Annotated in this window: 20 protein-coding genes, 11 tRNA genes, 1 pseudogene and 1 other annotated feature; of the genes and pseudogenes, 26 read left to right on the plus strand and 6 right to left on the minus strand. The window is 42.3% G+C overall.

Going from position 1 to position 25,172, the window contains the following annotated elements; genetic code table 11:
- Window position 1 precedes the first annotated feature (1 nt).
- The 18 genes from lplT (at window position 2) to luxS (ending at window position 10,849) form a co-directional block, all read left to right on the plus strand.
- Window positions 2-1,198, plus strand: a complete 1,197-nt coding sequence (lplT, locus tag BDD26_RS05925; RefSeq protein WP_115825833.1) for a lysophospholipid transporter LplT — start codon at window positions 2-4, stop codon at window positions 1,196-1,198.
- Window positions 1,199-1,223: 25 nt separating this feature from the next.
- Window positions 1,224-1,727 carry a nicotinamide-nucleotide amidase gene (gene pncC, locus BDD26_RS05930; RefSeq protein ID WP_038263205.1) on the plus strand — a complete coding sequence of 168 codons (504 nt, stop codon included), beginning with the start codon at window positions 1,224-1,226 and terminating at the stop codon, window positions 1,725-1,727.
- Window positions 1,728-1,851: 124 nt separating this feature from the next.
- Window positions 1,852-2,928, plus strand: a complete 1,077-nt coding sequence (gene recA / locus BDD26_RS05935; RefSeq protein WP_115825834.1) for a recombinase RecA — start codon at window positions 1,852-1,854, stop codon at window positions 2,926-2,928.
- Window positions 2,929-3,242: 314 nt separating this feature from the next.
- Entirely contained in the window at window positions 3,243-5,870 is a 2,628-nt protein-coding gene (alaS, locus tag BDD26_RS05940; protein ID WP_115827502.1) for an alanine--tRNA ligase, read from the plus strand.
- A gap of 247 nt (window positions 5,871-6,117) precedes the next feature.
- Window positions 6,118-6,303: a carbon storage regulator CsrA gene (gene csrA, locus BDD26_RS05945; RefSeq protein ID WP_010845367.1), complete on the plus strand. Its 186-nt coding sequence runs from the start codon at window positions 6,118-6,120 to the stop codon at window positions 6,301-6,303.
- Between the two features lie 445 nt (window positions 6,304-6,748).
- Window positions 6,749-6,841 (plus strand) — tRNA-Ser (locus BDD26_RS05950).
- Window positions 6,842-6,850: 9 nt separating this feature from the next.
- Window positions 6,851-6,927 (plus strand) — tRNA-Arg (locus BDD26_RS05955).
- An 87-nt stretch (window positions 6,928-7,014) separates the two neighbouring features.
- Window positions 7,015-7,091 (plus strand) — tRNA-Arg (locus BDD26_RS05960).
- Window positions 7,092-7,178: 87 nt separating this feature from the next.
- Window positions 7,179-7,255 (plus strand) — tRNA-Arg (locus BDD26_RS05965).
- 87 nt (window positions 7,256-7,342) lie between these two features.
- Window positions 7,343-7,419, plus strand: a tRNA-Arg gene (locus BDD26_RS05970).
- Between the two features lie 87 nt (window positions 7,420-7,506).
- Window positions 7,507-7,583, plus strand: a tRNA-Arg gene (locus tag BDD26_RS05975).
- Between the two features lie 87 nt (window positions 7,584-7,670).
- Window positions 7,671-7,747 (plus strand) — tRNA-Arg (locus tag BDD26_RS05980).
- An 87-nt stretch (window positions 7,748-7,834) separates the two neighbouring features.
- Window positions 7,835-7,911 (plus strand) — tRNA-Arg (locus BDD26_RS05985).
- A gap of 87 nt (window positions 7,912-7,998) precedes the next feature.
- Window positions 7,999-8,075: transfer RNA gene (locus tag BDD26_RS05990), tRNA-Arg, on the plus strand.
- Window positions 8,076-8,162: 87 nt separating this feature from the next.
- Window positions 8,163-8,239, plus strand: a tRNA-Arg gene (locus tag BDD26_RS05995).
- Between the two features lie 87 nt (window positions 8,240-8,326).
- Window positions 8,327-8,403, plus strand: a tRNA-Arg gene (locus BDD26_RS06000).
- Between the two features lie 199 nt (window positions 8,404-8,602).
- Window positions 8,603-10,162 carry a glutamate--cysteine ligase gene (gene gshA / locus BDD26_RS06005; protein WP_115825835.1) on the plus strand — a complete coding sequence of 520 codons (1,560 nt, stop codon included), beginning with the start codon at window positions 8,603-8,605 and terminating at the stop codon, window positions 10,160-10,162.
- A 171-nt stretch (window positions 10,163-10,333) separates the two neighbouring features.
- Window positions 10,334-10,849, plus strand: coding sequence for an S-ribosylhomocysteine lyase (luxS, locus tag BDD26_RS06010; RefSeq protein WP_038262412.1), 516 nt, complete (start codon window positions 10,334-10,336; stop codon window positions 10,847-10,849).
- A gap of 133 nt (window positions 10,850-10,982) precedes the next feature.
- Here luxS and BDD26_RS06015 read toward each other — a convergent pair whose 3' ends face one another.
- Both BDD26_RS06015 and BDD26_RS06020 read right to left on the minus strand, forming a co-directional pair.
- Complete coding sequence (locus BDD26_RS06015) at window positions 10,983-12,275, minus strand: HlyC/CorC family transporter (protein WP_115825836.1); 1,293 nt, start codon at window positions 12,273-12,275, stop codon at window positions 10,983-10,985.
- A 54-nt stretch (window positions 12,276-12,329) separates the two neighbouring features.
- Window positions 12,330-13,122: pseudogene (locus tag BDD26_RS06020) on the minus strand (cytochrome C assembly family protein).
- Window positions 13,123-13,337: 215 nt separating this feature from the next.
- Between BDD26_RS06020 and ffh the strand changes: the two are divergent.
- The 5 genes from ffh (at window position 13,338) to rplS (ending at window position 16,857) form a co-directional block, all read left to right on the plus strand.
- A complete protein-coding gene (ffh, locus tag BDD26_RS06025; protein ID WP_115825837.1) occupies window positions 13,338-14,699 on the plus strand; it encodes a signal recognition particle protein in 1,362 nt (453 codons plus the stop codon).
- Window positions 14,700-14,836: 137 nt separating this feature from the next.
- Window positions 14,837-15,085 carry a 30S ribosomal protein S16 gene (rpsP, locus tag BDD26_RS06030; protein ID WP_010845359.1) on the plus strand — a complete coding sequence of 83 codons (249 nt, stop codon included), beginning with the start codon at window positions 14,837-14,839 and terminating at the stop codon, window positions 15,083-15,085.
- Window positions 15,086-15,103: 18 nt separating this feature from the next.
- Window positions 15,104-15,652, plus strand: a complete 549-nt coding sequence (rimM, locus tag BDD26_RS06035) for a ribosome maturation factor RimM (protein ID WP_038262420.1) — start codon at window positions 15,104-15,106, stop codon at window positions 15,650-15,652.
- A 34-nt stretch (window positions 15,653-15,686) separates the two neighbouring features.
- On the plus strand, window positions 15,687-16,439 hold the full coding sequence (gene trmD, locus BDD26_RS06040) for a tRNA (guanosine(37)-N1)-methyltransferase TrmD (RefSeq protein ID WP_038262422.1): 753 nt from the start codon (window positions 15,687-15,689) through the stop codon (window positions 16,437-16,439).
- A 64-nt stretch (window positions 16,440-16,503) separates the two neighbouring features.
- Complete coding sequence (gene rplS / locus BDD26_RS06045; RefSeq protein ID WP_038262425.1) at window positions 16,504-16,857, plus strand: 50S ribosomal protein L19; 354 nt, start codon at window positions 16,504-16,506, stop codon at window positions 16,855-16,857.
- A 137-nt stretch (window positions 16,858-16,994) separates the two neighbouring features.
- Here rplS and BDD26_RS06050 read toward each other — a convergent pair whose 3' ends face one another.
- On the minus strand, window positions 16,995-18,338 hold the full coding sequence (locus BDD26_RS06050) for an anaerobic C4-dicarboxylate transporter (RefSeq protein WP_115825838.1): 1,344 nt from the start codon (window positions 18,336-18,338) through the stop codon (window positions 16,995-16,997).
- A 498-nt stretch (window positions 18,339-18,836) separates the two neighbouring features.
- Between BDD26_RS06050 and BDD26_RS06055 the strand changes: the two genes are divergently transcribed.
- Window positions 18,837-19,931 carry a 3-deoxy-7-phosphoheptulonate synthase gene (locus BDD26_RS06055; protein WP_115825839.1) on the plus strand — a complete coding sequence of 365 codons (1,095 nt, stop codon included), beginning with the start codon at window positions 18,837-18,839 and terminating at the stop codon, window positions 19,929-19,931.
- Window positions 19,932-19,936: 5 nt separating this feature from the next.
- Complete coding sequence (gene tyrA, locus BDD26_RS06060; RefSeq protein WP_115825840.1) at window positions 19,937-21,058, plus strand: bifunctional chorismate mutase/prephenate dehydrogenase; 1,122 nt, start codon at window positions 19,937-19,939, stop codon at window positions 21,056-21,058.
- A 51-nt stretch (window positions 21,059-21,109) separates the two neighbouring features.
- On the opposite strand, the gene pheA is transcribed toward tyrA, so the two are convergent.
- From pheA to bamD, 3 genes are all read right to left on the minus strand, one after another.
- Window positions 21,110-22,264, minus strand: coding sequence for a bifunctional chorismate mutase/prephenate dehydratase (gene pheA / locus BDD26_RS06065; protein WP_038262443.1), 1,155 nt, complete (start codon window positions 22,262-22,264; stop codon window positions 21,110-21,112).
- A gap of 90 nt (window positions 22,265-22,354) precedes the next feature.
- Window positions 22,355-22,476 (minus strand) — a sequence feature (Phe leader region).
- Between the two features lie 198 nt (window positions 22,477-22,674).
- A complete protein-coding gene (raiA, locus tag BDD26_RS06070; RefSeq protein ID WP_038265809.1) occupies window positions 22,675-23,007 on the minus strand; it encodes a ribosome-associated translation inhibitor RaiA in 333 nt (110 codons plus the stop codon).
- Window positions 23,008-23,321: 314 nt separating this feature from the next.
- Entirely contained in the window at window positions 23,322-24,053 is a 732-nt protein-coding gene (bamD, locus tag BDD26_RS06075; protein WP_038265806.1) for an outer membrane protein assembly factor BamD, read from the minus strand.
- A gap of 138 nt (window positions 24,054-24,191) precedes the next feature.
- Between bamD and rluD the strand changes: the two genes are divergently transcribed.
- Window positions 24,192-25,169, plus strand: coding sequence for a 23S rRNA pseudouridine(1911/1915/1917) synthase RluD (gene rluD, locus BDD26_RS06080; RefSeq protein WP_038265803.1), 978 nt, complete (start codon window positions 24,192-24,194; stop codon window positions 25,167-25,169).
- Window positions 25,170-25,172: the final 3 nt, after the last annotated feature.

Genomic DNA, 25,172 nt, shown 5'->3' on the forward strand with positions numbered 1-25,172 from the left:
AATGAATGGGACTGTGGAGACACAACCATTGTTAAGCCGAGGAATGAAGGCAGTTTTATTATCCCAGTTTCTGTCTGCTTTTGCTGATAATGCACTATTCTTCGCTATATTAGCTCAATTGAAGGCTGAGTCTTATCCGGGATGGAGCCTGCCAGCCCTACAAATTGTTTTCGTGCTGACTTATATTGTGCTTGCCCCTTTTGTGGGGCAAATTGCTGATCGGTTTTCGAAAGGCCGGGTTATGCTCTTTTCCAATGGCATCAAATTACTGGGTGCTGTCAGTATCTGCATTGATATGAACCCTTTTCTGGGATATACCCTTGTGGGAATTGGAGCAGCAGCTTATTCCCCTGCCAAATATGGGATCTTGGGTGAATTGACTGACGGTGGGCGTCTGGTCAAAGCTAATGGCATGATGGAAGCGTCAACAATTGCAGCGATTCTGATTGGTTCTGTAGCAGGTGGCTTTCTTTCTGATTTCAGTCTGTTTCTTGTATTAGGGCTATGCGCTTTCATGTATGGTGCGGCTGTGGTAGCCAATTTCTATATTCCTCGTTTGGCGGCAGCCCGTCAGGGGAAAGGTTGGGATCCCAAAGCAATGCTGGTGGATTTTATTGTTGTTACTTCCGCCCTTTGGCGAAACCCGGAAACCCGTTTCTCTTTAGTTGGAACTAGCCTGTTCTGGGGAGCTGGTGTTACTCTTCGCTTTTTGTTGGTTGCATGGGTGCCTATTGTTCTGGGAATTGACGGAAATACAACGCCAACCTTGATGAATGCAGTCGTTGCGATTGGTATTATTGTGGGAGCGGGTTTGGCTGCAAGGTTTATTACATTGAAAACTGTGCGTCGCTGTATGCCTGCCGGAATTCTGATCGGTGTTATTGTTATCATTTTTGCCATTCAACAATCAATATGGCATTCATACTTAATCCTGATTACGCTTGGTGTGTTTGGTGGTCTCTTCGTCGTGCCATTGAATGCATTGTTGCAGGAACATGGGAAGCATGATATGGGAGCCGGTAAAGCTGTTGCGGTACAGAATCTTGGCGAAAACAGCGCAATGCTGATTATGCTAGGTCTGTACTTAATTTCCATCATGTCAGGAATGTCCGTCATTGCTATAGGTATTGGTTTTGGTATCTTACTTTCTTTAGCAATCGGCGGGTTGTGGATTTGGGATCTGCTTCGGAAAAATTAATTTCTTACAGAGTTAAAGGCGTACTATGGGTGAAAAAATCCTGAATCAGCTTAGTATTGAACTTGGGAAAAGATTACGCCAGAAGCAGTTATCCATAACCTGTGCAGAATCCTGCACAGGGGGATGGATCGCTAAGACGATCACAGATATTGCTGGCAGTTCAGCTTATTTTAATCGTGGTTTCGTGACTTACAGTAATGATGCCAAGCATGAAATGCTGGGAGTATCGCATGTGTCTCTGGCTCAGTTTGGCGCTGTCAGTGAGCAAGTTGTTAAAGAAATGGCTTCAGGGGCGTTGGAAGTCGCTAAAGCAGATTTTGCTATTTCAGTCAGTGGCATAGCAGGGCCAGAAGGTGGCAGCGAAGAGAAACCAATAGGTACAGTCTATTTTGGGTTTGCTGCCCGTGATGGTGAAAATATATATACGAAGTCATATCGTCGGCTTTTTACTGGTGATCGTCACGCTGTACGACTCCAGTCAGTTATTTTTTCTTTAAAAACATTGCTGGAAGAAATCATAAAAAATTAACTTGATGCTGTATGATTATACAGTATAATTGGTTCCAGCACTTTGATTATATAAACGTGGTATCAGAAACAGTTTATCAGCAGTGGGGCAGCCCCTTCACTTCATTGCTTACGAAGGAGTAAACATGGCTAACGATGAAAACAAACAAAAAGCACTAGCAGCGGCACTGGGCCAAATTGAAAAACAATTTGGTAAAGGTTCTATCATGCGCCTGGGCGAAAACCGCTCAATGGATGTTGAGACCATTTCTACTGGCTCATTGTCACTGGATATTGCTTTAGGTGCAGGCGGTTTGCCAATGGGGCGTATTGTTGAAATATACGGGCCTGAATCTTCCGGTAAAACAACGCTAACTCTTCAGGTTATTGCTGCGGCTCAGCGTGAAGGCAGAACATGTGCTTTTATTGATGCTGAGCATGCCCTTGATCCGGTTTATGCCAAAAAATTGGGTGTGGATATTGATAACTTACTGTGTTCTCAGCCTGATACTGGTGAACAAGCATTAGAGATTTGTGATGCTTTGTCACGTTCTGGTGCCGTTGATGTTATTGTGGTTGACTCTGTTGCTGCGTTGACACCAAAAGCAGAAATCGAAGGTGAAATCGGTGATTCACATATGGGGCTGGCGGCTCGTATGATGAGCCAGGCTATGCGTAAGCTGGCAGGAAACCTGAAAAACTCCAATACATTGCTGATCTTTATTAACCAGATCCGTATGAAAATTGGTGTGATGTTTGGTAATCCAGAAACCACAACCGGTGGTAATGCACTTAAATTTTATGCATCTGTTCGTCTGGACATCCGTCGTACTGGCTCTGTAAAAAACAGCGATGAGGTTGTCGGTAGCGAAACTCGTGTGAAGGTAGTCAAGAACAAAGTTGCTGCGCCTTTTAAACAAGCTGAATTCCAAATCCTGTATGGTGAAGGTATTAATACTTATGGTGAGCTTATCGACCTGGGTGTTAAACACAAAATGGTGGAAAAAGCGGGTGCATGGTACAGCTATAACGGCGACAAAATTGGTCAGGGTAAAGCTAATGCTACAATTTACCTGAAAGAGCATCCAGAAGTTGCATCTGAACTGGATAAAAAACTGCGCGAATTACTGTTGAATAATGCAGGTGGGTTCAGTAGTGCTGCTTCTGATTATGTCACTGATTATGTAGACAACGTTGAAGAAGTGAATAACGAAGAGTTCTAATCACTTTTCATTTTGTGATCACAAATTGTTTCCGTCAAAAACCACATCCAGTTTGGGTGTGGTTTTTGTTTTTATGTAGGAATAAACAAGATTGGAAACGATTGCATAGAAACTGGTCTGACAAACAGACTTTCAGAAAATATCCAGACGAATTACAATGCTGAAAAGCGAATGGATTTATATGGGATTTTACTTCTTATGGAAGACACTCTATCTTAACCCTATTTTAATGTGTTCGTGAGTTGAAATGGTGATGAGATATACCACCTCAACCATCCATGATTCTGTTTTTTCAGCTTGATTTCGGGACAATTATGAGCAAAAGCACCGCTGAGATCCGTCAAGCGTTTCTTGACTTTTTTCACACTAAAGGGCACCAAATAGTACCAAGCAGTTCGTTGGTGCCAACCAATGATCCAACATTGTTGTTCACCAACGCGGGAATGAACCAATTCAAAGATGTTTTTCTTGGGTTGGATAAAAGGCCTTATACTCGAGCAACAACGGCTCAGCGCTGTGTTCGTGCTGGTGGCAAGCACAACGATTTAGAAAATGTTGGTTATACTGCTCGTCATCACACTTTCTTTGAAATGTTGGGTAACTTCAGTTTTGGCGATTACTTCAAGCAAGATGCGATCATATACGCTTGGGAATTGCTGACAGGAGCCGAGTGGTTCAATCTGCCAAAAGAGAAATTGTGGGTGACTGTCTATGAGACAGACGATGAAGCCTACGATATCTGGAACAAAGAAGTCGGTGTTCCAGCAGAAAGAATTATTCGCATTGGTGATAATAAAGGTGCTCCTTATGCGTCAGATAACTTCTGGCAAATGGGGGATACAGGCCCTTGTGGTCCTTGCACAGAAATTTTTTACGATCACGGTGAACATATTTGGGGTGGGCCTCCAGGTAGTCCGGAAGAAGACGGTGACAGATATATTGAAATCTGGAATATCGTTTTTATGCAGTTTAACCGTCATGCAGACGGTACAATGGAATCTCTGCCAAAACCTTCCGTTGATACTGGCATGGGCTTGGAGCGTCTGGCTGCGGTACTGCAGCATGTGAATTCCAACTATGAAATTGATGCGTTCCGTGATCTGATCGCTGCTGTAGCAGAAGTGACGGGTGTAACCGATCTCACCAACAAATCCTTACGTGTTATTGCTGACCATATCCGTTCATGCTCATTCCTGATTTGCGATGGTGTTATTCCATCAAATGAGAACCGGGGTTATGTGCTTCGTCGTATCATTCGTCGTGCTATTCGTCATGGCAATATGTTGGGAGCTAAAGAGACGTTCTTTTACAAGTTGGTTGCTCCATTGATCAAAATTATGGGGGCAGCAGGTGAAGAGCTGCAACGTCAACAGTCATTGGTTGAGCAGGTATTAAAAACAGAAGAAGAGCAATTTGCCCGTACTTTGGAACGTGGCCTGCAATTACTGGATGAAGAGCTGGCGCAACTGTCTGGTGATACCTTAGATGGTGAAACTGCTTTCCGCTTATATGACACCTATGGCTTCCCTCTTGACTTGACAGCGGATGTTTGTCGTGAACGCAATATCAAGGTTGATGAAGCGGGCTTTGAGACTACAATGGATAGTCAGCGTCGTCGTGCTCGTGAATCCAGTGGTTTTGGTACTGATTACAATGAAGTGATCAAAGTTGATAGCCACAGCGATTTTTCTGGTTATGAACGTCACTCTCAGAAGGCGGCTGTAACCGCGATTTATTGCCACGGCGAGCCAGTTAAGCAACTTCATGCTGGTGAAGAAGCGATCATCATACTTGATAAAACAGCTTTCTATGCTGAATCTGGCGGACAAGTCGGGGATACAGGTAAGCTCTCCTGTGGTGAAAGTACATTTGAAGTTGTTGATACCCAAAAATATGGTCAGGCAATTGGTCATATTGGTAAATTGACAAATGGTAGCCTGAGCGTTAATGGTACAGTTGATGCTGAAGTTGATGCAGTGCGCAGAGATACAATTCGTTTGAACCATTCTGCTACTCACTTATTACATGCAGCATTGCGTCAAATTCTGGGAGAGCATGTTTCTCAGAAAGGTTCTTTGGTAAATGATAAGTATCTGCGTTTTGACTTCTCCCATTTTGAAGCGATGAAGCCAGAACAAATTCGTCAAGTAGAAAATCTGGTAAATGGAGAAATTCGCAAAAATTTACCAATTGTTACAGAAATAATGGACTTGGAAGCAGCAAAAGCCAAGGGTGCTATGGCACTATTTGGTGAAAAGTATGATGAGCAAGTGCGTGTATTGAGCATGGGAGATTTTTCTACTGAGTTGTGTGGTGGAACTCATGCAAGTCGTACCGGTGATATCGGGCTGTTCCGTATTATCAGTGAATCAGGCACAGCCGCTGGGGTTCGCCGTATCGAAGCAGTTACAGGGCAAACTGCACTGAATTCTGTGTATCAACAGACTGAATTATTGCAAGATATAGCTCATTTGGTGAAGGGGGATATCAGCAGTCTGAGTGAGAAGGTGAAAACGACGCTGGATAGAACGAAACAATTGGAAAAAGAGTTGCAACAGTTGAAATCTCAGCAGGCAGCTCAAGAAAGCTCTTCTTTAGCTAACCAAGCGAAAGATATCCAGGGTATTCGTCTATTGGTGACACAGTTGGGTGATGTTGAACCCAAAATGCTCAGAACGATGGTTGATGATCTGAAAAATCAATTAGGATCAGCAATTATTGTGCTTTCTACTGTGACTGGTGATAAAGTCTCCCTAATTGTTGGTATAACAAAGGATTTGACTGCTAGAATGAAAGCGGGTGATTTAATCTCTTTTGTTGCCCAGCAAGTTGGAGGTAAAGGAGGAGGACGTCCTGATCTGGCTCAGGCTGGTGGGACAGATGTAGCAGCTCTTCCTTCTGCATTAGCTAGCGTAGAAGAGTGGGTAACATTGCGGTTGTAGTTAATATTGCCGTGATAGTAGTGGCACCATGAAACTATCTTTTTATGGTGCCAAATGTTTTTTGTTGTGAAATTGTTGAAACGTTAGGCACATACTTATATTTTAGCTATCCTATAGATATGGGAAATGTGTTCAAAACTGCTTATACTTTAAGTAGATATCATAGCTTTACGTTTTCACGGTGTTTGATGGATAATAGCGGGGAAACCTAGAGACCCGACTCTTTTAAATTTTCAAGGAGCAAAGAATGCTTATTCTGACTCGTCGAGTTGGTGAAACGCTCATGATAGGCGATGAGGTAACAGTTACAGTACTGGGGGTTAAAGGCAACCAAGTTCGAATTGGTGTGAATGCACCCAAGGAAGTTTCTGTTCACCGTGAAGAAATTTATCAACGGATTCAGGCAGAGAAGTCTCAGCCTACAACTTTTTAATTCAAGAATGGCGTCCATGCTTTTTTTAAACTTGGGCGCTACTCTAATTCCTCCTTTTTTATGAACCACACGGTTTATCTTTTTTTGTTACCTTAATTCTATTTTCTCACATCTTTTTATTTTCTATCTGTTGAAAAGACATCATTCATGATGCCATAGCAGTAAATAATTTTTTCCATCAATTTTTACGCATCTTAGGGGATTTCACTGTCGATAAAACAAGCTTTTAGATGTTAATCCCATCATTATGTGCGCAAAGTATTCAAACGGAAAAAAGTTACGAAAAATTGTTTGACTTATCAGGCTGGGAAAGTAATATGTGCGCCATCGCAACGACGACGAGCTTTAAGAAAAGCTTCTGAGTAAGTCTCAGAAGTAAAGATTCAAAAAGTTCTGAGGTGAAAGCTTCAGGTCTAGAGCTTAAGTCAAGAGTTTTAAAGCGTATGGTGAGGTGGCCGAGAGGCTGAAGGCGCTCCCCTGCTAAGGGAGTATGTGGTTAAGAGCTGCATCGAGGGTTCGAATCCCTCCCTCACCGCCATTTTACAACGCATCCGTAGCTCAGCTGGATAGAGTACTCGGCTACGAACCGAGCGGTCGGAGGTTCGAATCCTCCCGGATGCGCCACTTTAAACACCGCGATTTATCAGGTATCTCAATTCTGAAAAGTTAGGCAGTCAGCAGCGCCTGAACAGAACATAGAAAACCGACAACGCATCCGTAGCTCAGCTGGATAGAGTACTCGGCTACGAACCGAGCGGTCGGAGGTTCGAATCCTCCCGGATGCGCCACTTTAAACACCGCGATTTATCAGGTATCTCAATTCTGAAAAGTTAGGCAGTCAGCAGCGCCTGAACAGAACATAGAAAACCGACAACGCATCCGTAGCTCAGCTGGATAGAGTACTCGGCTACGAACCGAGCGGTCGGAGGTTCGAATCCTCCCGGATGCGCCACTTTAAACACCGCGATTTATCAGGTATCTCAATTCTGAAAAGTTAGGCAGTCAGCAGCGCCTGAACAGAACATAGAAAACCGACAACGCATCCGTAGCTCAGCTGGATAGAGTACTCGGCTACGAACCGAGCGGTCGGAGGTTCGAATCCTCCCGGATGCGCCACTTTAAACACCGCGATTTATCAGGTATCTCAATTCTGAAAAGTTAGGCAGTCAGCAGCGCCTGAACAGAACATAGAAAACCGACAACGCATCCGTAGCTCAGCTGGATAGAGTACTCGGCTACGAACCGAGCGGTCGGAGGTTCGAATCCTCCCGGATGCGCCACTTTAATCACCCTGATTTATCAGGTGTCTCAATTCTGAAAAGCCAGGCAGTCAGCAGCGCCTGAACAGAAGATAGAAAACTGACAACGCATCCGTAGCTCAGCTGGATAGAGTACTCGGCTACGAACCGAGCGGTCGGAGGTTCGAATCCTCCCGGATGCGCCATTTTAATCACCCTGATTTATCAGGTATCTCAATTCTGAAAAGCCAGGCAGTCAGCAGCGCCTGAACAGAAGATAGAAAACTGACAACGCATCCGTAGCTCAGCTGGATAGAGTACTCGGCTACGAACCGAGCGGTCGGAGGTTCGAATCCTCCCGGATGCGCCACTTTAAACACCGCGATTTATCAGGTATCTCAATTCTGAAAAGTTAGGCAGTCAGCAGCGCCTGAACAGAACATAGAAAACCGACAACGCATCCGTAGCTCAGCTGGATAGAGTACTCGGCTACGAACCGAGCGGTCGGAGGTTCGAATCCTCCCGGATGCGCCACTTTAATCACCCTGATTTATCAGGTATCTTAATTCTGAAAAGCCAGGCAGTCAGCAGCGCCTGAACAGAAGATAGAAAACTGACAACGCATCCGTAGCTCAGCTGGATAGAGTACTCGGCTACGAACCGAGCGGTCGGAGGTTCGAATCCTCCCGGATGCGCCAATTTAAACACCGCGATTTATCAGGTATCTCAATTCTGAAAAGTTAGGCAGTCAGCAGCGCCTGAACAGAAGATAGAAAACTGACAACGCATCCGTAGCTCAGCTGGATAGAGTACTCGGCTACGAACCGAGCGGTCGGAGGTTCGAATCCTCCCGGATGCGCCATTCTGAGTAAACCCCTGTCTTAATAAGACAGGGGTTTTTCATTTTTACTCTGTTATACATTATATTTTTTTTACTATTCAACGTTTATAGTTTGTTCAATAACATATCATCAGGACTATGTAATCAGCGACAACTTGACTTGTTTGATATAAAGTAAACGCTCAGTAATAATCTTCTTAAAACTCCACGGGAGGTCAAATTGATCCCGGATGTATCAAAAGCATTGTCATGGTTAGAGGCAAACCCTACCGTTTTAGATGGTATTTGTCGCGGTATTGAACGTGAAACTTTGCGTGTTACTCCAGATGGTCATTTAGCTATGACAAAGCATCCAGAACCACTTGGTGCTTCCTTAACACATAAATGGATTACAACCGATTTTGCTGAATCTTTATTGGAGTTTATTACTCCTGTTGATAGTGATATAAAAAGGTCCCTTGATTTTCTTAAAGATTTACATCGATATACTGCGAAAAATCTGATAAATGAGAAAACCTGGCCTCTGAGTATGCCATGCTTCATTGATAAGGAAGAAGACATCACTCTGGCGCAATATGGCAAGTCCAATATAGGGCGCTTTAAAACCCTGTATAGAGAGGGATTGAAAAATCGTTATGGTGCATTAATGCAAACTATCTCTGGCGTGCACTATAATTTTTCATTGCCGATAAGTTTCTGGCAGGCGTGGTTAGGTGTAAAAGATGCTGAAAGTGGAAGAGAACAAATTTCGGACGGATATTTTAAACTGATCCGTAATTATTACCGATTTGGTTGGGTAATCCCTTATTTGTTTGGTGCATCCCCGGCGATTTGCTCCTCATTTTTACGTGGAAGAGATACTACGCTATTCTTTGAACAGACCGAAAAAGGAACTTGTTACTTACCTTATGCGACTTCTTTGAGGATGAGTGATTTGGGGTATACCAACAAATCACAGAGTGATCTGAATATTACTTTCAACAGTCTTCATACGTATGTTACGGGTTTGAAGAAAGCAATTCATAAGCCATCAGCAGAATTTGCAGCTCTGGGGCTTAAAAAAGAAGGTAAATACCTACAGCTCAATACCAATGTCCTTCAAATAGAAAATGAACTATATGCACCGATACGTCCTAAACGGGTAACTGGAGAAGGGGAATCACCTTCTGATGCTTTACTTCGTGGTGGTGTAGAATATATAGAAGTTCGTTCTCTGGACATAAACCCGTTTACAGCGATTGGTGTTGATGAAACACAGCTCCGTTTTCTCGATCTATTTTTGATATGGTGTGCTGTAGCGGATTCACCTGAAATGAGCGATGAAGAGTTGGACTGTTGTCGTAAAAACTGGCATAAGGTGATCCTGGAAGGACGCAGACCAAACTTGGATATTGGTATTGGCTGTGGAGCGAAACAGCAGCCGCTGAAGATAGTTGGACAAGAGTTATTCGCAGATTTAGAGCGTGTCGCTGAAGTTTTGGATAGCTGCTCTGGAACGCAGTATCAGTCAGTTTGTAGAGAGTTGGTTGGTATGTTTGAGGATCCATCATTAACATTTTCAGCCCGTGTATTAGATCGAATGAAAACTCAAGGGATTGTTGGTTTTGGAATAGAACTGGCAAACAAGTATTATCTGGAACTGGTTAATGAGCCGTATAGTATATTGAATGATGAGCGTTTTTCTATGGAACGTGAAGTTTCGGTAGAACGGCAACATGATCTGGAACGACAAGACAGCGTGAGTTTCGAAGATTATCTAAAATTACATGCTGAGTCTTAAAAAAGAAAAATGGCCACCATTTGGTGGCCGAAACCAAATAAAGTCTCTTAGAAAAATAAGGATGATAACAATTTTGCGCGTCTTCATATATTAAGACCAACCGCAAATAAAAAGGTTTCATCAATTTGAAAAAATTTTTGCAAAAAATCTGATGCCTGAGGAGGTAGGATCATGCCTTTATTGGACAGTTTTACAGTTGACCATACCCGTATGTCTGCGCCGGCCGTTAGAGTTGCCAAGACGATGAAAACACCCCATGGTGATACTATCACGGTATTTGACTTACGCTTTTGTATTCCTAACAAAGAGGTCATGCCGGAAAGGGGAATTCATACACTTGAACATTTATTCGCTGGTTTTATGCGTAATCATCTGAATGGTGATGGTGTTGAAATTATCGACATCTCTCCAATGGGATGTCGTACTGGTTTTTACATGAGCTTGATTGGTGCACCAGCTGAACCTAGAGTAGCGGAAGCTTGGAAAGCTGCTATGGCTGATGTACTGAAAGTTCAGGATCAGAAGCAAATCCCTGAGTTGAACATTTATCAATGTGGTACGTATCAGATGCACTCTCTGCAAGAAGCACAGGATATCGCTCGCCACATTCTTGATGCAGATGTTCGTATTAACCAAAATGATGAACTGGCTTTACCGGAAGAAAAACTGGTTGAGCTACAAGTGTAGTAGAACGGTGCTAATTTGTTGTAATGTTGTTTTTAAAAAGCATTTTTTTGAGAAACTATAACTGATATTGCATACGCTATACTGGCCGTAAAAATTTTGTTTTACGGCCAGATCTGCAACCTTGAGTTATTCTTCACTGGATTTTAATACTTTTCTCTTTTTCCTGTTTCATCGGAATTACACGTACCTTTTTAATAACATTGTCATTCACAGAAAGAATTTCAAAATTATACTCATTAATTTGTACCTGAACATTCAACTCGGGGATCTCGCCCAACTCTTCCAGGATCATACCATTCATTGTTCTTGGTCCGTCAGCAGGTAATGTCCAGCCAAATGCTTTGTTTAATTCACGAATATTGGCGGTGCCGTCAACTAAAACAGTGCCATCACTTTGTGGTAAGACTTCTTCTGCCAGAGTAGGAGACATAGAAGTGGTAAATTCTCCGACAATTTCTTCCAGAATATCTTCTACAGTGACTAATCCCTGAATATCCCCATATTCATCAACGATTAAGCCTGCTTTTTCTTTATTACGTTGGAAGTTAACTAACTGGGTATTCAATGGGGTACTAACGGGAATGAAGTAAATTTTATCTGCTGCTCTGATCAGGTTCTTTTTCGTGAATTCCTTTTTCTCCATCATAAGACGATAGGCTTCACGTACTCGTAACATACCAATGGCATCATCCAGAGAATTCCGGTACAACACTATCCTGCCGTGTGGTGAATGAGTCAACTGCCGTATAACGGATTTCCAGTCACCGTTAATATCAATACCAACAATCTCGTTACGGGGCACCATGATGTCGCCAACGGTGACTTTCTCAAGATCCAGTATTGAGATAAGCATATCCTGATTGCGGCGAGAGAGATTGGTGTTTGATTCGTTCACAATCGTCCGAAGCTCATCTTTACTAACCGCGTCATTGCGAATGTTGGAAACTTTGATCCCCAGACAACGCATAAACAGCAAAGTAATCTTGTTAAATGCCCAAACGAGAGGCAGCATGATCTTTTGTAAAGGTCGCAGCAGGAAGCTGCTTGGAAATGCAATTTTTTCCGGGTAGAGAGCTGCGATCGTCTTGGGCATAACTTCAGCAAAAACCAGGATCACGAAGGTCAGTATACCGGTTGCAATCGCAACCCCTGCATCACCATAAAGGCGCATTCCTACAATGGTAGCCAATGAAGATGCCAAGATATTGACAAGGTTATTGCCGATCAGAATCAGGCTGATTAGCCTGTCAGGATGGCTGAGTAGTGATTCGACTCTCCGCGCGGAACTGCTACCTTGTTTTGCCAAATGGCGTAAGCGATAACGGTTTATTGTCATCATGCCAGTTTCTGAGGCAGAAAAGTAGGCAGAAATGATCACCATGATGACAAGAATAATAATTAATGTGCCTGTTGAGACATGCTCCAAAGCAGAATTCCTTCCTAATGTTTATATAAGCTGGCTACAGCGATTGTTTACTGCTTAATAAATCAAGAATTCCTGTAATAACCGATTGCCGAAAAAAGCAAGCGTCAGGATAAATGCACCAATCAGATTGAACCAAATGACACGTTTACCGCGCCACCCTTCATGATAATGTCCCCACAGTAGGATGACGTAGATAAACCATGCAATGATAGACAAAACCGATTTATGGATATTTTCTTTATTGAAAATATCATCCATATACATGATGCCTGTACATAACGTCAATGTTAGTAAGATTACGCCAACTTGGGTAATGCGAAACATTTTGCGTTCAATGGTCATTAGTGGAGGCATGCCAGAAGAAAGAGTAAATTTTTTCTTTTTCAGTCGGTGATCCAGCCAGCCAACTTGCAATGCATAAAGTGCGGCAATAAGTAAAGTGGCATACCCAAGTAGTGCTAGCCCAATATGTATAAATAGCCCGATACTCTTCTCAAGATGTGTAATGAATTCTCCGGGCACCATGCTGGCCAGAATCAAATTTATCATGGCAAAACTGTAAATAATGGGCAGTAAAAACCACGCACGGCCACGAAAGGCAACAATAGTCATAATGATACAGATGAGTAAACTAACAATAGAACCTAAATTCAATAGAGTCAGGTTTTGGCCACTGCTGACATGAAAAACCTGATACTTTAAGGTTATCGCATGGTTGATCAGTGCAACAGTTGCGAAAAATAGAGCCAGTTTTTTGATAGCTGTTTTGTTGCCGTAATAAGCCCGGCACGATAAGCGTCAGGCTAATGAGATAAGCAAGTAAAGCAATGATTGAAAATACCTGCATAAAGTTTTTCGTTTTCGCAATAGTGTTAGAAAAAGTGTCAGAGTTAATAGTGCTAAAGTTAACTCAAAACTCAAGTATACCGTCAGCAGAGATAGCCTCCAACCGTTGTTAGCTATACTTGGGAATCTCTTTGCAGAGATTACATCATCATCGTGTTATAATCCGCTAAATTTGCCTTACAGGTAGACCCACTTGTAGATATCTGAGCTGAGACAATGTTTGATAATTTAACTGACAGACTATCGCGCACATTGCGCAATATCAGCGGTCGTGGACGGCTGACTGAAGACAATATTAAAGATACGCTGCGTGAAGTTCGCATGGCTTTACTTGAAGCAGATGTTGCATTGCCTGTAGTGCGTGATTTCATTTCAAGAGTCAAAGAAAGCGCGGTAGGGCACGAAGTTAACAAAAGTCTAACTCCTGGACAAGAATTCGTCAAAATTGTTCAAAATGAACTGGTGAAAGCGATGGGAGAGGTAAACAGCGAGCTAAATCTTGCTGTACAACCTCCCGCAGTGGTTCTTATGGCAGGTTTGCAAGGTGCTGGTAAAACAACCAGCGTTGCAAAATTGGGTAAGCTGCTAAAAGAAAAAAACAAGAAAAAAGTCCTGGTGGTTTCTGCTGACGTATACCGTCCAGCAGCAATCAAACAGCTTGAAACGTTATCTGAAACCGTCGGAATTGATTTTTTCCCATCAGACCTGCAAGAAAAACCAGTTGATATTGTCAACAAAGCAATCCAACACGCTAAGCTGAAATTCTACGATGTGCTTTTGATCGATACCGCAGGACGCCTGCATGTCGATGAAGCTATGATGGATGAAATTAAAGAAGTTCACGCTGCGGTTAATCCTATCGAAACATTGTTTGTTGTTGATGCAATGACAGGGCAGGATGCTGCGAATACGGCAAAAGCATTTAATGAAGCACTGCCATTAACAGGGGTTATTCTGACCAAAGTAGATGGTGATGCTCGTGGTGGTGCCGCTCTTTCTATTCGACATATCACAGGCAAGCCAATTAAATTCCTTGGTGTCGGTGAAAAAACTGATGCCTTGGAGCCTTTCCATCCTGATCGTATTGCATCCCGGATCCTGGGAATGGGAGATGTGCTTTCACTGATTGAAGAGATTGAAAGTAAGGTTGACCGTACTCAAGCGGAAAAGCTGGCATCAAAACTGAAGAAAGGGGATGGTTTTGATTTAAATGATTTTCTCGAACAGCTTAAACAAATGCGCAATATGGGTGGCATGACAAGCATGTTGAGCAAAATGCCAGGTATGTCCCAGATCCCTGATGCTGTTAAATCTCAAATGGATGACAAAATTCTGGTTAAAATGGAAGCCATCATTAACTCAATGACCCGCAAAGAGCGTGAGAAACCAGAAATTATCAAAGGATCACGCAAACGTCGTATCGCAACGGGTTCTGGCACACAGGTGCAGGATGTTAACCGTTTACTGAAACAGTTTGATGAAATGCAGCGCATGATGAAAAAGATGAAGAAAGGTGGCCTGGCAAAAATGATGCGTGGCATGAAAGGCATGCTGCCACCTGGGATTATGGGGCGATAATCAACAAAATTTCGAAATAAAATGCTCTTTGGATTGCTTTTTGCGCCAAAGTGAGTAAAATTTTCGGGCTTTTTAATGGACAGCCGGACTCCATTCCTCGATGGAGTCTGGTTGTTTTGCTAACTAATGAGGATGTTATGGTAACAATTCGTTTAGCTCGTGGCGGCGCAAAAAAGCGTCCGTTTTATCAAGTAGTAGTGACTGACAGCCGCAATGCGCGTGATGGTCGTTTTATTGAGCGCGTTGGTTTCTTCAACCCTATTGCATCAGGGAATGCTGAAGCTCTGCGTTTAGATCTGGACCGTATCGAACACTGGGTTGGTCTGGGTGCATCTGTGTCTGATCGTGTTGCTGCACTGATCAAAGACGCTAAAAAAGCAGCTTAATCTGTCGCGGTGGTAACAATGAGCAGACAATCTGGCCTGGAGCACCCTGTTGATCCAATCGTGTTGGGGAAACTGGGGTCAGCGTATGGCATACGTGGTTGGCTCAGAGTTTTTTCTTCCACCGAACAAGCCGAAGACATTTTTGAATATCAACCGTGGTTTATCCAGCGTGCTGGTCAATGGCAACACATTGAGCTGGAAACGTGGAAATGCCACAATCAGGATATGATCATCAAGATCAAAGGCGTTGATGATCGGGAAGCTGCGAATTTGCTCACTAACTGTGAATTAGTGGTGGATTCATCTAAATTACCAGAACTGGAAGCCGGTGATTATTACTGGAAAGACCTTATGGGATGTCAGGTAATTAATACGGCAGGTTACAACCTTGGAACCGTCCAAGATATGATGGAAACAGGGTCTAACGATGTCATGGTAATAAAGGCAAACCTGAAAGATGCATTCGGTATCAAGGAGCGGTTAGTTCCGTTTCTTGATGGGCAGGTTATCAAGAAAGTTGATCTCGCTACTAAAACTATTGAAGTAGATTGGGATCCTGGTTTTTAATCTCCGGTAAAACGGTTTAGGAGTGGGACGCTGTATGTGGATAGGGGTGATTAGCCTGTTTCCTGAAATGTTCCGCGCAATAACCGATTACGGGGTAACTGGTCGGGCAGTGAAAAATGGCCTGCTTAGTATCGACTGCTGGAGTCCGAGGGATTTTACCTACGACAGGCATCGTACTGTAGATGATCGCCCTTATGGTGGTGGTCCAGGCATGCTGATGATGGTGCAACCATTAAGGGAAGCCATCCATGCAGCCAAAGCTGCGGCAGGTGTTGGTGCAAAGGTGATTTATCTATCACCTCAAGGGCGCAAACTTGATCAACAGGGAGTTTGTGAACTGGCGGCAAACAAGAAATTAATTCTGGTTTGCGGTCGTTATGAAGGTATTGATGAGCGTGTCATCCAAACCGAAATTGATGAAGAATGGTCTATTGGTGATTACGTTCTCAGTGGGGGAGAAATCCCGGCTATGGCAATGATTGATTCTATATCCCGGTTTATTCCCGGAGTATTGGGTCGTCAGGCATCGGCAGAGGAAGACTCGTTTGCTGATGGGCTGTTGGATTGTCCGCATTATACCCGCCCTGAAGTGTTGGATGAGATGGAAGTTCCACCTGTTTTACTATCAGGAAACCATGCCGAAATAAATCGCTGGCGTATGAAACAATCGCTTGGCCGCACTTGGTTAAGAAGGCCCGAACTTCTAGAAAGCCTAGCTCTGACTGACGAGCAAAGGATGTTGCTGGCTGAATTCCAACGGGAATATCAGGATCAGGCGACGAATTAATCCAGACATATCCTATGAAGGAATGTCTTTGATATATCAGTTTACCTAGGGTAAGAGAGTTATTATGAGCAACATTATTAAACAAATTGAACAAGAGCAGATGAAGCAAGACGTACCTTCATTCCGTCCGGGTGACACCGTGGAAGTTAAGGTATGGGTCGTTGAAGGTTCTAAAAAGCGTCTGCAGACATTCGAGGGCGTGGTTATCGCGATTCGTAACCGCGGTCTGCACTCTGCATTCACTGTTCGTAAGATTTCTAACGGCGAAGGTGTTGAGCGTGTATTCCAGACTCACTCCCCAGTCGTAGACAGCATCAACGTTAAACGTCGTGGTGCTGTTCGCAGAGCTAAACTGTACTACCTGCGTGAGCGTTCTGGTAAGGCGGCTCGTATTAAAGAGCGTCTGAACGCTAAATAATACGCTTTCGCTACATCCGAAAGTTATCGTTGAAGGCCGGAATTTTCCGGCCTTTTTACTATCTGGTTTTTTGCAGAAAAATAAATAGCCCATAATCAGCGAGCTATTTTTGTAAGCTTATGAGCATACAGAGCAGATTACACAAAGGTACTCACTAAAATATACCCCACAGCACAAGCGCTACTGACACTAATCAAGCCCGGAACAAGGAAACTATGGTTGATGATAAATTTTCCTATCCTTGTTGTCCCGGAGCGGTCAAACCCAATACATGCCAAATCACTGGGGTAGGTAGGTAAAACAAAATAGCCGTAGGCTGCCGGGAAGAATGCGATTAAAAGTTTAGGATCAACATCAAGTTGTAATCCCATTGGCGCGATTGCAGTTAAAGCTGCTGCTTGGCTGTTGACCAACTTTGATACCAGGAACAATACTAACGCATAAGTCCAGGGGCTTGCTTGTACGATATCTTCTAATACCAGCTTCAGTTCGCCTAAATGGGTGTGGAAAAACGTATCACTCATCCATGCCACGCCAAAGACCGAGAAGATCGCAACCATTCCTGCTTTAAACACGGCACTATTGGCGATTTCACTGGTTTTGACTTTACATGTCATCAAAATAATAGAACCCGCAATTAACATCATCATCTGGATAACCAGGTTCATGGAAAGCGGTTTTAATTCTCCTTTGATTTCAAAAGAAGGGCGTAATTCTGTAAATGCACCAAACAATACTACCACGGCAATTGCGGCGAAGAAGATCCAGGTTGCTCTGTAAGCTTGTTTAGGAAATACCTGATCTAATAAGGTTTCTGAACTGCCATAGATAAACTCACGTTGTTTGGGATCTTTAATTTTCTCTTGGAATTCTTCATCCTTATCCAAATCTTTGCCACGACGCAAGCTCCATAGTGCAGCAAGTATTACTCCTGTCAGTGATGCAGGAATTGAAACTGCCAGAATTTCTAAAATTCCGTAAGTATGCCCAATACCATGACTGGCAGCAATAATTGACACTAAAGAAACAACGGCAACAGAAACGGGGGAAGCTGTGATTGCCATCTGAGAGGCAACAGAAGCAACAGCCATTGGGCGTTCGGGGCGGATCCCTTTTTTTAAGGCAATATCACCGATGATTGGGAACATGGTATAGACTACATGACCAGTACCACAGAGGAAAGTTAACATCCATGTCGTCAATGGAGCCAGGATAGTAATATGTTGCGGATGGCGGCGTAGAAGACGTTCAGCACATTGCATCATGACGTTTAGCCCGCCGGCAGTTTGCAACACGGATGCACAACCGATAACTGCAAGAATAGTGAGCATCACATCAACTGGGGGCTTACCTGGTTCCAATCCAAAAACAAATGTCAGTATAAAAAGTCCGATACCACTGATCAGCCCCAATCCCATGCCTGCATAACGCGTACCTATCAATAAGCATATAATTATTATGGCAAATTGCAGCGTTATCATATCTGTCCTTAATAAATGAGTAAGAAATAAAAGCTGATAACTCAGCCGTTTTAAGCAGTGTTATTCAACTATTCTTTATAAGTGTTGTTTTATAGTTTCAATCCAACACAAAAAAACACATATTAATATTATGACAATCCAAATAAAAAAATGGGATTGAGATCTTATTTTTACTACATGATTTTTAAAGTAATTTATCTTTATTATAAATAAATCATGAATAGTAAATAAAATATTTCTATTATGAGTGGGATTGTAAAATTTCATGATGCAATTGTTAATATTAATGATATCTAATATATTTATTGTGAAAATTAAAATATATTGAAATTATCAATATATATTGATTTTAATTATGAAATCAATATTGTGTAAAAATAACTTTACATTATCGTAAAAAAATATAAACAATTGGATTGTAATCTTTACGAGGAATGGTATGTTATCTGCCGGACACTAAAAACAACGTTAAACAGATAAACAAAGCAGGTATGAAAAATGATCATGCAAAAAGATGCGCTTAATAACATTCATATTCTTGATGAACAGATTCTTATTACACCAGAAGAGCTGAAGCAAAAATATCCATTGAGTAGCAGTGATCTGCATGCCATTACAAGCGCGCGTAATACTATTGCTAATATCATCCATCACAATGATCCTCGCTTATTGGTAGTATGCGGCCCGTGTTCTATTCATGATGTAGATGCTGCCCTTGATTATGCTCGTTGCTTGAAATCACTTTCTGCCGAACTAAGTGATTGTCTGTATATTGTTATGCGTGTCTATTTTGAAAAACCCCGCACCACAGTTGGTTGGAAAGGTTTAATTAGTGATCCTTATATGGATGGATCGTTTGATATGGATGCCGGGTTACATATCGCCCGCCGTTTATTACTGAACTTAGTGGAAATGGGATTGCCATTGGCAAATGAAGCTCTTGATCCTAATAACCCTCAATATTTGGGCGATCTTTTCAGCTGGTCAGCAATCGGAGCAAGAACAACAGAATCCCAGACTCATCGTGAGATGGCCTCAGGGTTATCTGTATCAGTAGGTTTTAAAAATGGCACTGATGGCAATTTAAATACTGCCATTAATGCCATGAAAGCCGCTGCTATGCCACATCGCTTTATGGGAATAAATCAGTCAGGTCAAGTTTGTCTGCTACAAACTCAGGGAAATCCGAATGGTCATGTAATCCTGCGTGGTGGCGCAGAACCTAATTACAGCCCTGAACATGTGTGTGACTGCGAAAATCAAATGATTGAGGCGGGTTTGGTGCCATCACTGATGATTGATTGTAGTCATGGGAATTCTAATAAAGATTTTCGTCGCCAAAGCGTCGTAGTCGATTCTGTTGCTGAACAGATTATGGGCGGAAATCAATCTATTATTGGTATTATGTTGGAAAGCCATATTAATGAAGGGAATCAGTCTTCAGAATTACCTCGTTCTGAAATGCGATATGGGGTTTCAGTAACTGATGCTTGTATCAGTTGGCAAATGACTGAACAGTTATTAAGAAAGTTACATCGGCAAATCAAACCTCATTTGTCAAAACGTAACATAATGATGCAACAGGCAGGATAATCGATATGGCAGCAGAACTATCGCAATTGCGGGAGCAAATTGATGAGGTCGATAAAGCTCTACTGAGCTTACTGGCTAAGCGTATGGCTCTGGTAGCAGAAGTGGGGGAAATTAAGAGTCAATTTGGCTTACCGATTTATGCACCTGAACGGGAGGCCCGTATGTTGGCTTCTCGCCGTCAAGAAGCAGAAACATTGGGGATCTCTCCGGACTTAATTGAAGACATTCTGCGCCGTATTATGCGGGAATCTTATGTCAGTGAAAATGATAAGGGGTTTAAAAAGCTAAACCTTCAAATGGGGCCTATCGTTATTGTTGGTGGTTCTGGGAAGATGGGGAGGTTATTTAATCGTTTGCTGACTTTGTCCGGTTATGAAGTCCGGATCCTTGAGGCAGATGATTGGGATCAGGCTGAACACATATTAGCTGAGGCTGGTATGGTCATTGTCAGTGTACCTATTCATTTAACTGAAGCAATTATCCACCGTTTACCACCTTTGCCAGAACAATGTATTTTGGTGGATTTGGCTTCTATTAAGCAGAAACCACTTCAGGCTATGCTTGATGTGCATAAAGGGCCAGTTTTGGGATTACACCCGATGTTTGGGCCTGATGTGGGAAGTTTTGCTAAGCAGGTTGTTGTTTACTGTGATGGATGCCAACCAGAATCATATCAATGGTTTTTGGAGCAAATATCGGTGTGGGGGGCACGATTACATAAAATCAGTGCGGAACAGCATGATAAAAATATGAGTTTTATTCAGGCATTACGTCACTTCACTACGTTTTCTTATGGCCGACATCTTGCGCAAGAAAATGTCGACTTGCAGCAATTGTTATCACTGTCTTCACCTATTTATCGGTTGGAGCTCGCTATGGTTGGACGATTATTTGCACAAGATCCGCAGTTATATGCTGATATTATTATGTCCAGTCCTGAAAATATTGAGGTGATCCGTCGTTATCACCAGAGCTTCGGACAAGCTTTGGAATTACTGGAGAATAAGGACAAAACAGCATTCATTATGAGTTTTAATCAAGTGAGTGAATGGTTTGGTGATGAGGCCATTCGATTTATGAAAGAAAGTAGAACACTTTTACGGCAAGCCAATGATAGCCGGGTATAATAGCTTGAATATAGGGAAAGGAGACCGGATGTTGCCATCCGGTTTTCTATCTCAGAATGGATCAACTGGGATCACGTTTTCTGAAGGATAGCACCCCAATATTTTCAAGAAGCGAGTAATTTCAGATAGTTCCTTAAGCGCTTGTTGCATTTTCACAGAGCGTAAATTGGCCTGAACATCAATATAAAACATCTCTTCCCACGGCTTACCGTTTATTGGGCGTGACTCCAATTTACTCATAATAATATTGTGTCTTTTCAGGATAATGAGTGCATCGACCAGAGCACCTGCTTGTTGTCTTGTGTACATAATAAAAGTTGTTTTAGCGGGAACCTGATCTGATACTTCAATAGGTTTTTGGGCGACAACAATAAACCGCGTACTGTTATTTTGTTGGTTTGCCAGATTATTTTCTAAAACTTGTAGACCATAAAGCGCTCCTCCGGCTTCACTTCCCAACGCTGCTACTTCTGGGGAATCCAATTCGGTTACTTTCTGCATAGCAGCAGCTGTACTTTCACAATAGACAATATTCCAGTGTGGAAATTGATTGAGGTATTGGCTGCATTGTTGGAAAGGTTGGGAGTGGCTGTATACCGTCTTTATTTTCGAAGTATCACTTTTTTTAGCGACCAGTAAACAGTGGTTGATAGGTAGAGTGATCTCCCCGACCAAAGACAGTGGGGTGTGTTGTAATAGATCATAAACATCATTGATTGCTCCGGTACTGGTATTTTCGAGAGGCAGAATACCGTAATCCGCTTGGCCAAGTTCCACTAATGAAAAGATATCTGCAAATTTGTGGCAGCTACATTCAATTAATTGATTGAAATGGCGTGCTGAAAATTGGCGAGCGGCAAGGTGAGAATAAGAGCCTCTGGGACCAAGAAAGGTAATCCGAGCAGTATCATAAGGTGTTTGGTTCAGATACTGTTGTAACAATGCTTGTTGTGTTAATACAGAATCTTCAATGATCATTTGGAACAAGCGGGTAATATAAAATCCGTCTAACCCACGAGATTTACCTTTATCAATTAACACATCCAGGAGTTCCCGTTCGCGGTTTTTATCTCGTATCGGGCGGTGATCGAGAAGTTTGGTTTGGGCAATGTTACCGGCCAATTGTCGGCGTCTTGCGAGTAGATCCAGTAAATCCGCATCAATATCACTAATTTCTTGACGAAGGTTAATTAAATCTCGTTCCATAGTGTATTCCTGACATTTTTATTATAAAAATAACTTTTATCTTTCAAATTACAGTCTTAAGTCTATTAGGTATATAAGCTGTGGCCTATAAAATAAAAAACCTCCCATCGGTAGGGAGGTTTTTCTGTTCGTCTTCTTTTTATTTTTAAAACGAAAAACCTCCTCATGGGAAGGCAAAAAAGAAAAAGGAGAAAAACAAGTTAGCAATCATATCGTCTGTTTGTATCTTATTTTTTGCAGAGTGAATAGTGTTCTTTAATTAACTTATTTGGTGAGGTATGTCAACATACCCGTTGTTTTTTTAGGTTGCAGTTTTATTAGTTGTATCTTGAAATCCATTGGGTATGGAAGGGGAGTTAGAGTCAGTGAAAACGCGCTCATTGAGCGCGCCAGGAAAATAAAAGTGGTAGTTATATCTCTAAATTAAGATTGGACTCTTTCACACTATGATCTGCTCGGCGAGCTTCTCCTTTATGCTGAACTTTATTGAGTTGGCGTTCTAATTTTGTCAGCAACTCATTGATAGCTGTATACATATCTTCATGTTTGGCACTGGCAACTAATGTACCATTTGGTGTGCCGATTGTGGCATCAACCAAGAATCCTTGGGGTTCTTTTGAAAGAACAATATGTGGATTGATTAAATTAACTTGCCATTTATTCAACTTGTTTAGACGGTCTTCTACATGGCTGCGAATTGCGGGGGTAATTTCCATTTGTTTGCTGGTAATGTTTACTAACATATAGTTACCTCTTGATGTTACTCCGTCTTCGATGGTTTCAGCATAACGCTCTTTTGTGGAAAAAGAATGATCTAAATCACTTTTATTAGGAGATTTAGGAGTGGATTGGTGAAACTGTGATTCATAATGAAGATATGGGTAATACTTGTTGCTAAGAGAGGCGTTATGCGTCATTATCGATCAGTTATGGTATTATCAACTCAATTAACAATTCCAAAATGTAAATTGGTTTCATTGGGTAATGATACTAAAAAAAACAGCAGCCATATATATAACTGCTGTTTTTGTTTTGTGTTTGATGCTTTTTTGAAACTCTATACCGGATTAGCCGCAATTAATGCTGCGACTTTATCTGCTTCGGTTTTAAGCCCTAATGCCTTATATGCTTTCTCCATGTAAGGTAGAGATTCTTTGGTCGAATGAGTATCGGGATAATCACGTAACATTTGTTCTGCACGATTGACAACCGCCACATAAGCACCGCGTTTAGTATAATATTGCACAACTGCAAGCTCATGTTTAGCTAAACGCTCTTTGAGGAAAATTAAACGCTTATAAGCATCTGTAGCATATTGACTGTTAGGATAGTAGCGCACCAACTGTTTGAAATCGCGGAAAGCCGCTCTGGCATTTTCAGGATCACGGTCTGAACGGTCAATCCCCAAAAAATCCTGCAAGAGGTTATCATCCATCGCTTGTAACACCAGAGCCCGCATATACAGTACGTAGTCAATATTAGGATGGGTTGGATTCAGACGCATGAAACGTTCAGCAGATGCAAGCGCGAGAGGGAATTCTGCTGATTTATAATAAGAATAGATCAAGTCAAGCTGAACCTGTTGAGAATACGGCCCGAAAGGATAGCGGTTATCAAGGGATTCCAATTGCTTAATAGCCAATTTATAGTTACCGTTTTGTAGTTTTTCCTGCCCATTTGAATAAATTTGAGATGGCGGGATATCAGGAACAGCATCTTTGTTGCTGGAGCATCCAGATAAAACTAGGCTCAATGTGGCCGAAGCCACCAGATATTTCATGCGAATCATCACGTGTTGATTACCCTCTGATTGTTTTCTGGGAGACTATCCGTGAAGCTCCCGGCAAAAGATAGAGTTACAATAGCACACTATTTTAAATGAAACGGCCTCGCCGTCAAAACTCAACGTAAAATATAGAAATTATATATGGCACAACAAATACGACTTAATACAACAGTCGCTGAATCTCAGCTTGGTCAACGTTTAGATCAAGCTCTGGCTGAATTATTCCCTGATTATTCAAGATCACGTATAAAAGAGTGGATTTTGCATGGCAAAGTTCAGGTTAACGGCAAATTGATTAATAAGCCAAAAGAAAAAGTACTGGGCGGCGAAGAAATTTCCATTGATGCTATTATTGAAGAGGATACTCGTTGGGAGCCACAAAATATTGAACTGAATGTTGTCTATGAAGATGACGATATTCTGGTCATTAATAAACCACGTGACTTGGTTGTACATCCTGGTGCTGGGAATCCTGATGGTACGATATTAAATGCTCTGCTATATCGTTATCCTGAAATTGCAGATGTTCCCCGTGCAGGCATCGTGCATCGTCTTGATAAAGACACTACGGGTCTGATGGTTGTCGCAAAAACAGTACCAGCGCAGACTCGTTTGGTGGAATCCCTGCAATTGCGTGAAATTACCCGTGAATATGAGGCTATCGCTTTGGGACATATGACTGCGGGTGGAACAGTAGAAGAGCCAATATCCCGTCACCCAACAAAACGGACGCATATGGCTGTTCATCCAATGGGCAAACCAGCAGTGACTCACTACCGAATCATGGAGCATTTCCGGGCACATACCCGTTTGCGTCTGCGTCTGGAGACAGGAAGAACACACCAAATCCGTGTGCATATGTCCCATATTAAACATCCATTGGTTGGTGATCCGTTATATGGCGGTCGGCCTCGTCCTCTGAAAGGGGCTTCTGAAGAATTTCGCGAAGTGATGCGCAACTTTGATCGCCAAGCATTGCATGCCACTATGTTACGTCTTTATCATCCGATAACAGGTATTGAAATGGAATGGCACGCAGCGTTACCGGATGACATGGTTAGACTTATTGATGTAATGAAGGCAGATGCTGAAACTTTCAAAGACGAGATGGATTGGTAGGTA

Source organism: Xenorhabdus cabanillasii, from assembly GCF_003386665.1.
GTDB classification, from domain to species: domain Bacteria; phylum Pseudomonadota; class Gammaproteobacteria; order Enterobacterales; family Enterobacteriaceae; genus Xenorhabdus; species Xenorhabdus cabanillasii.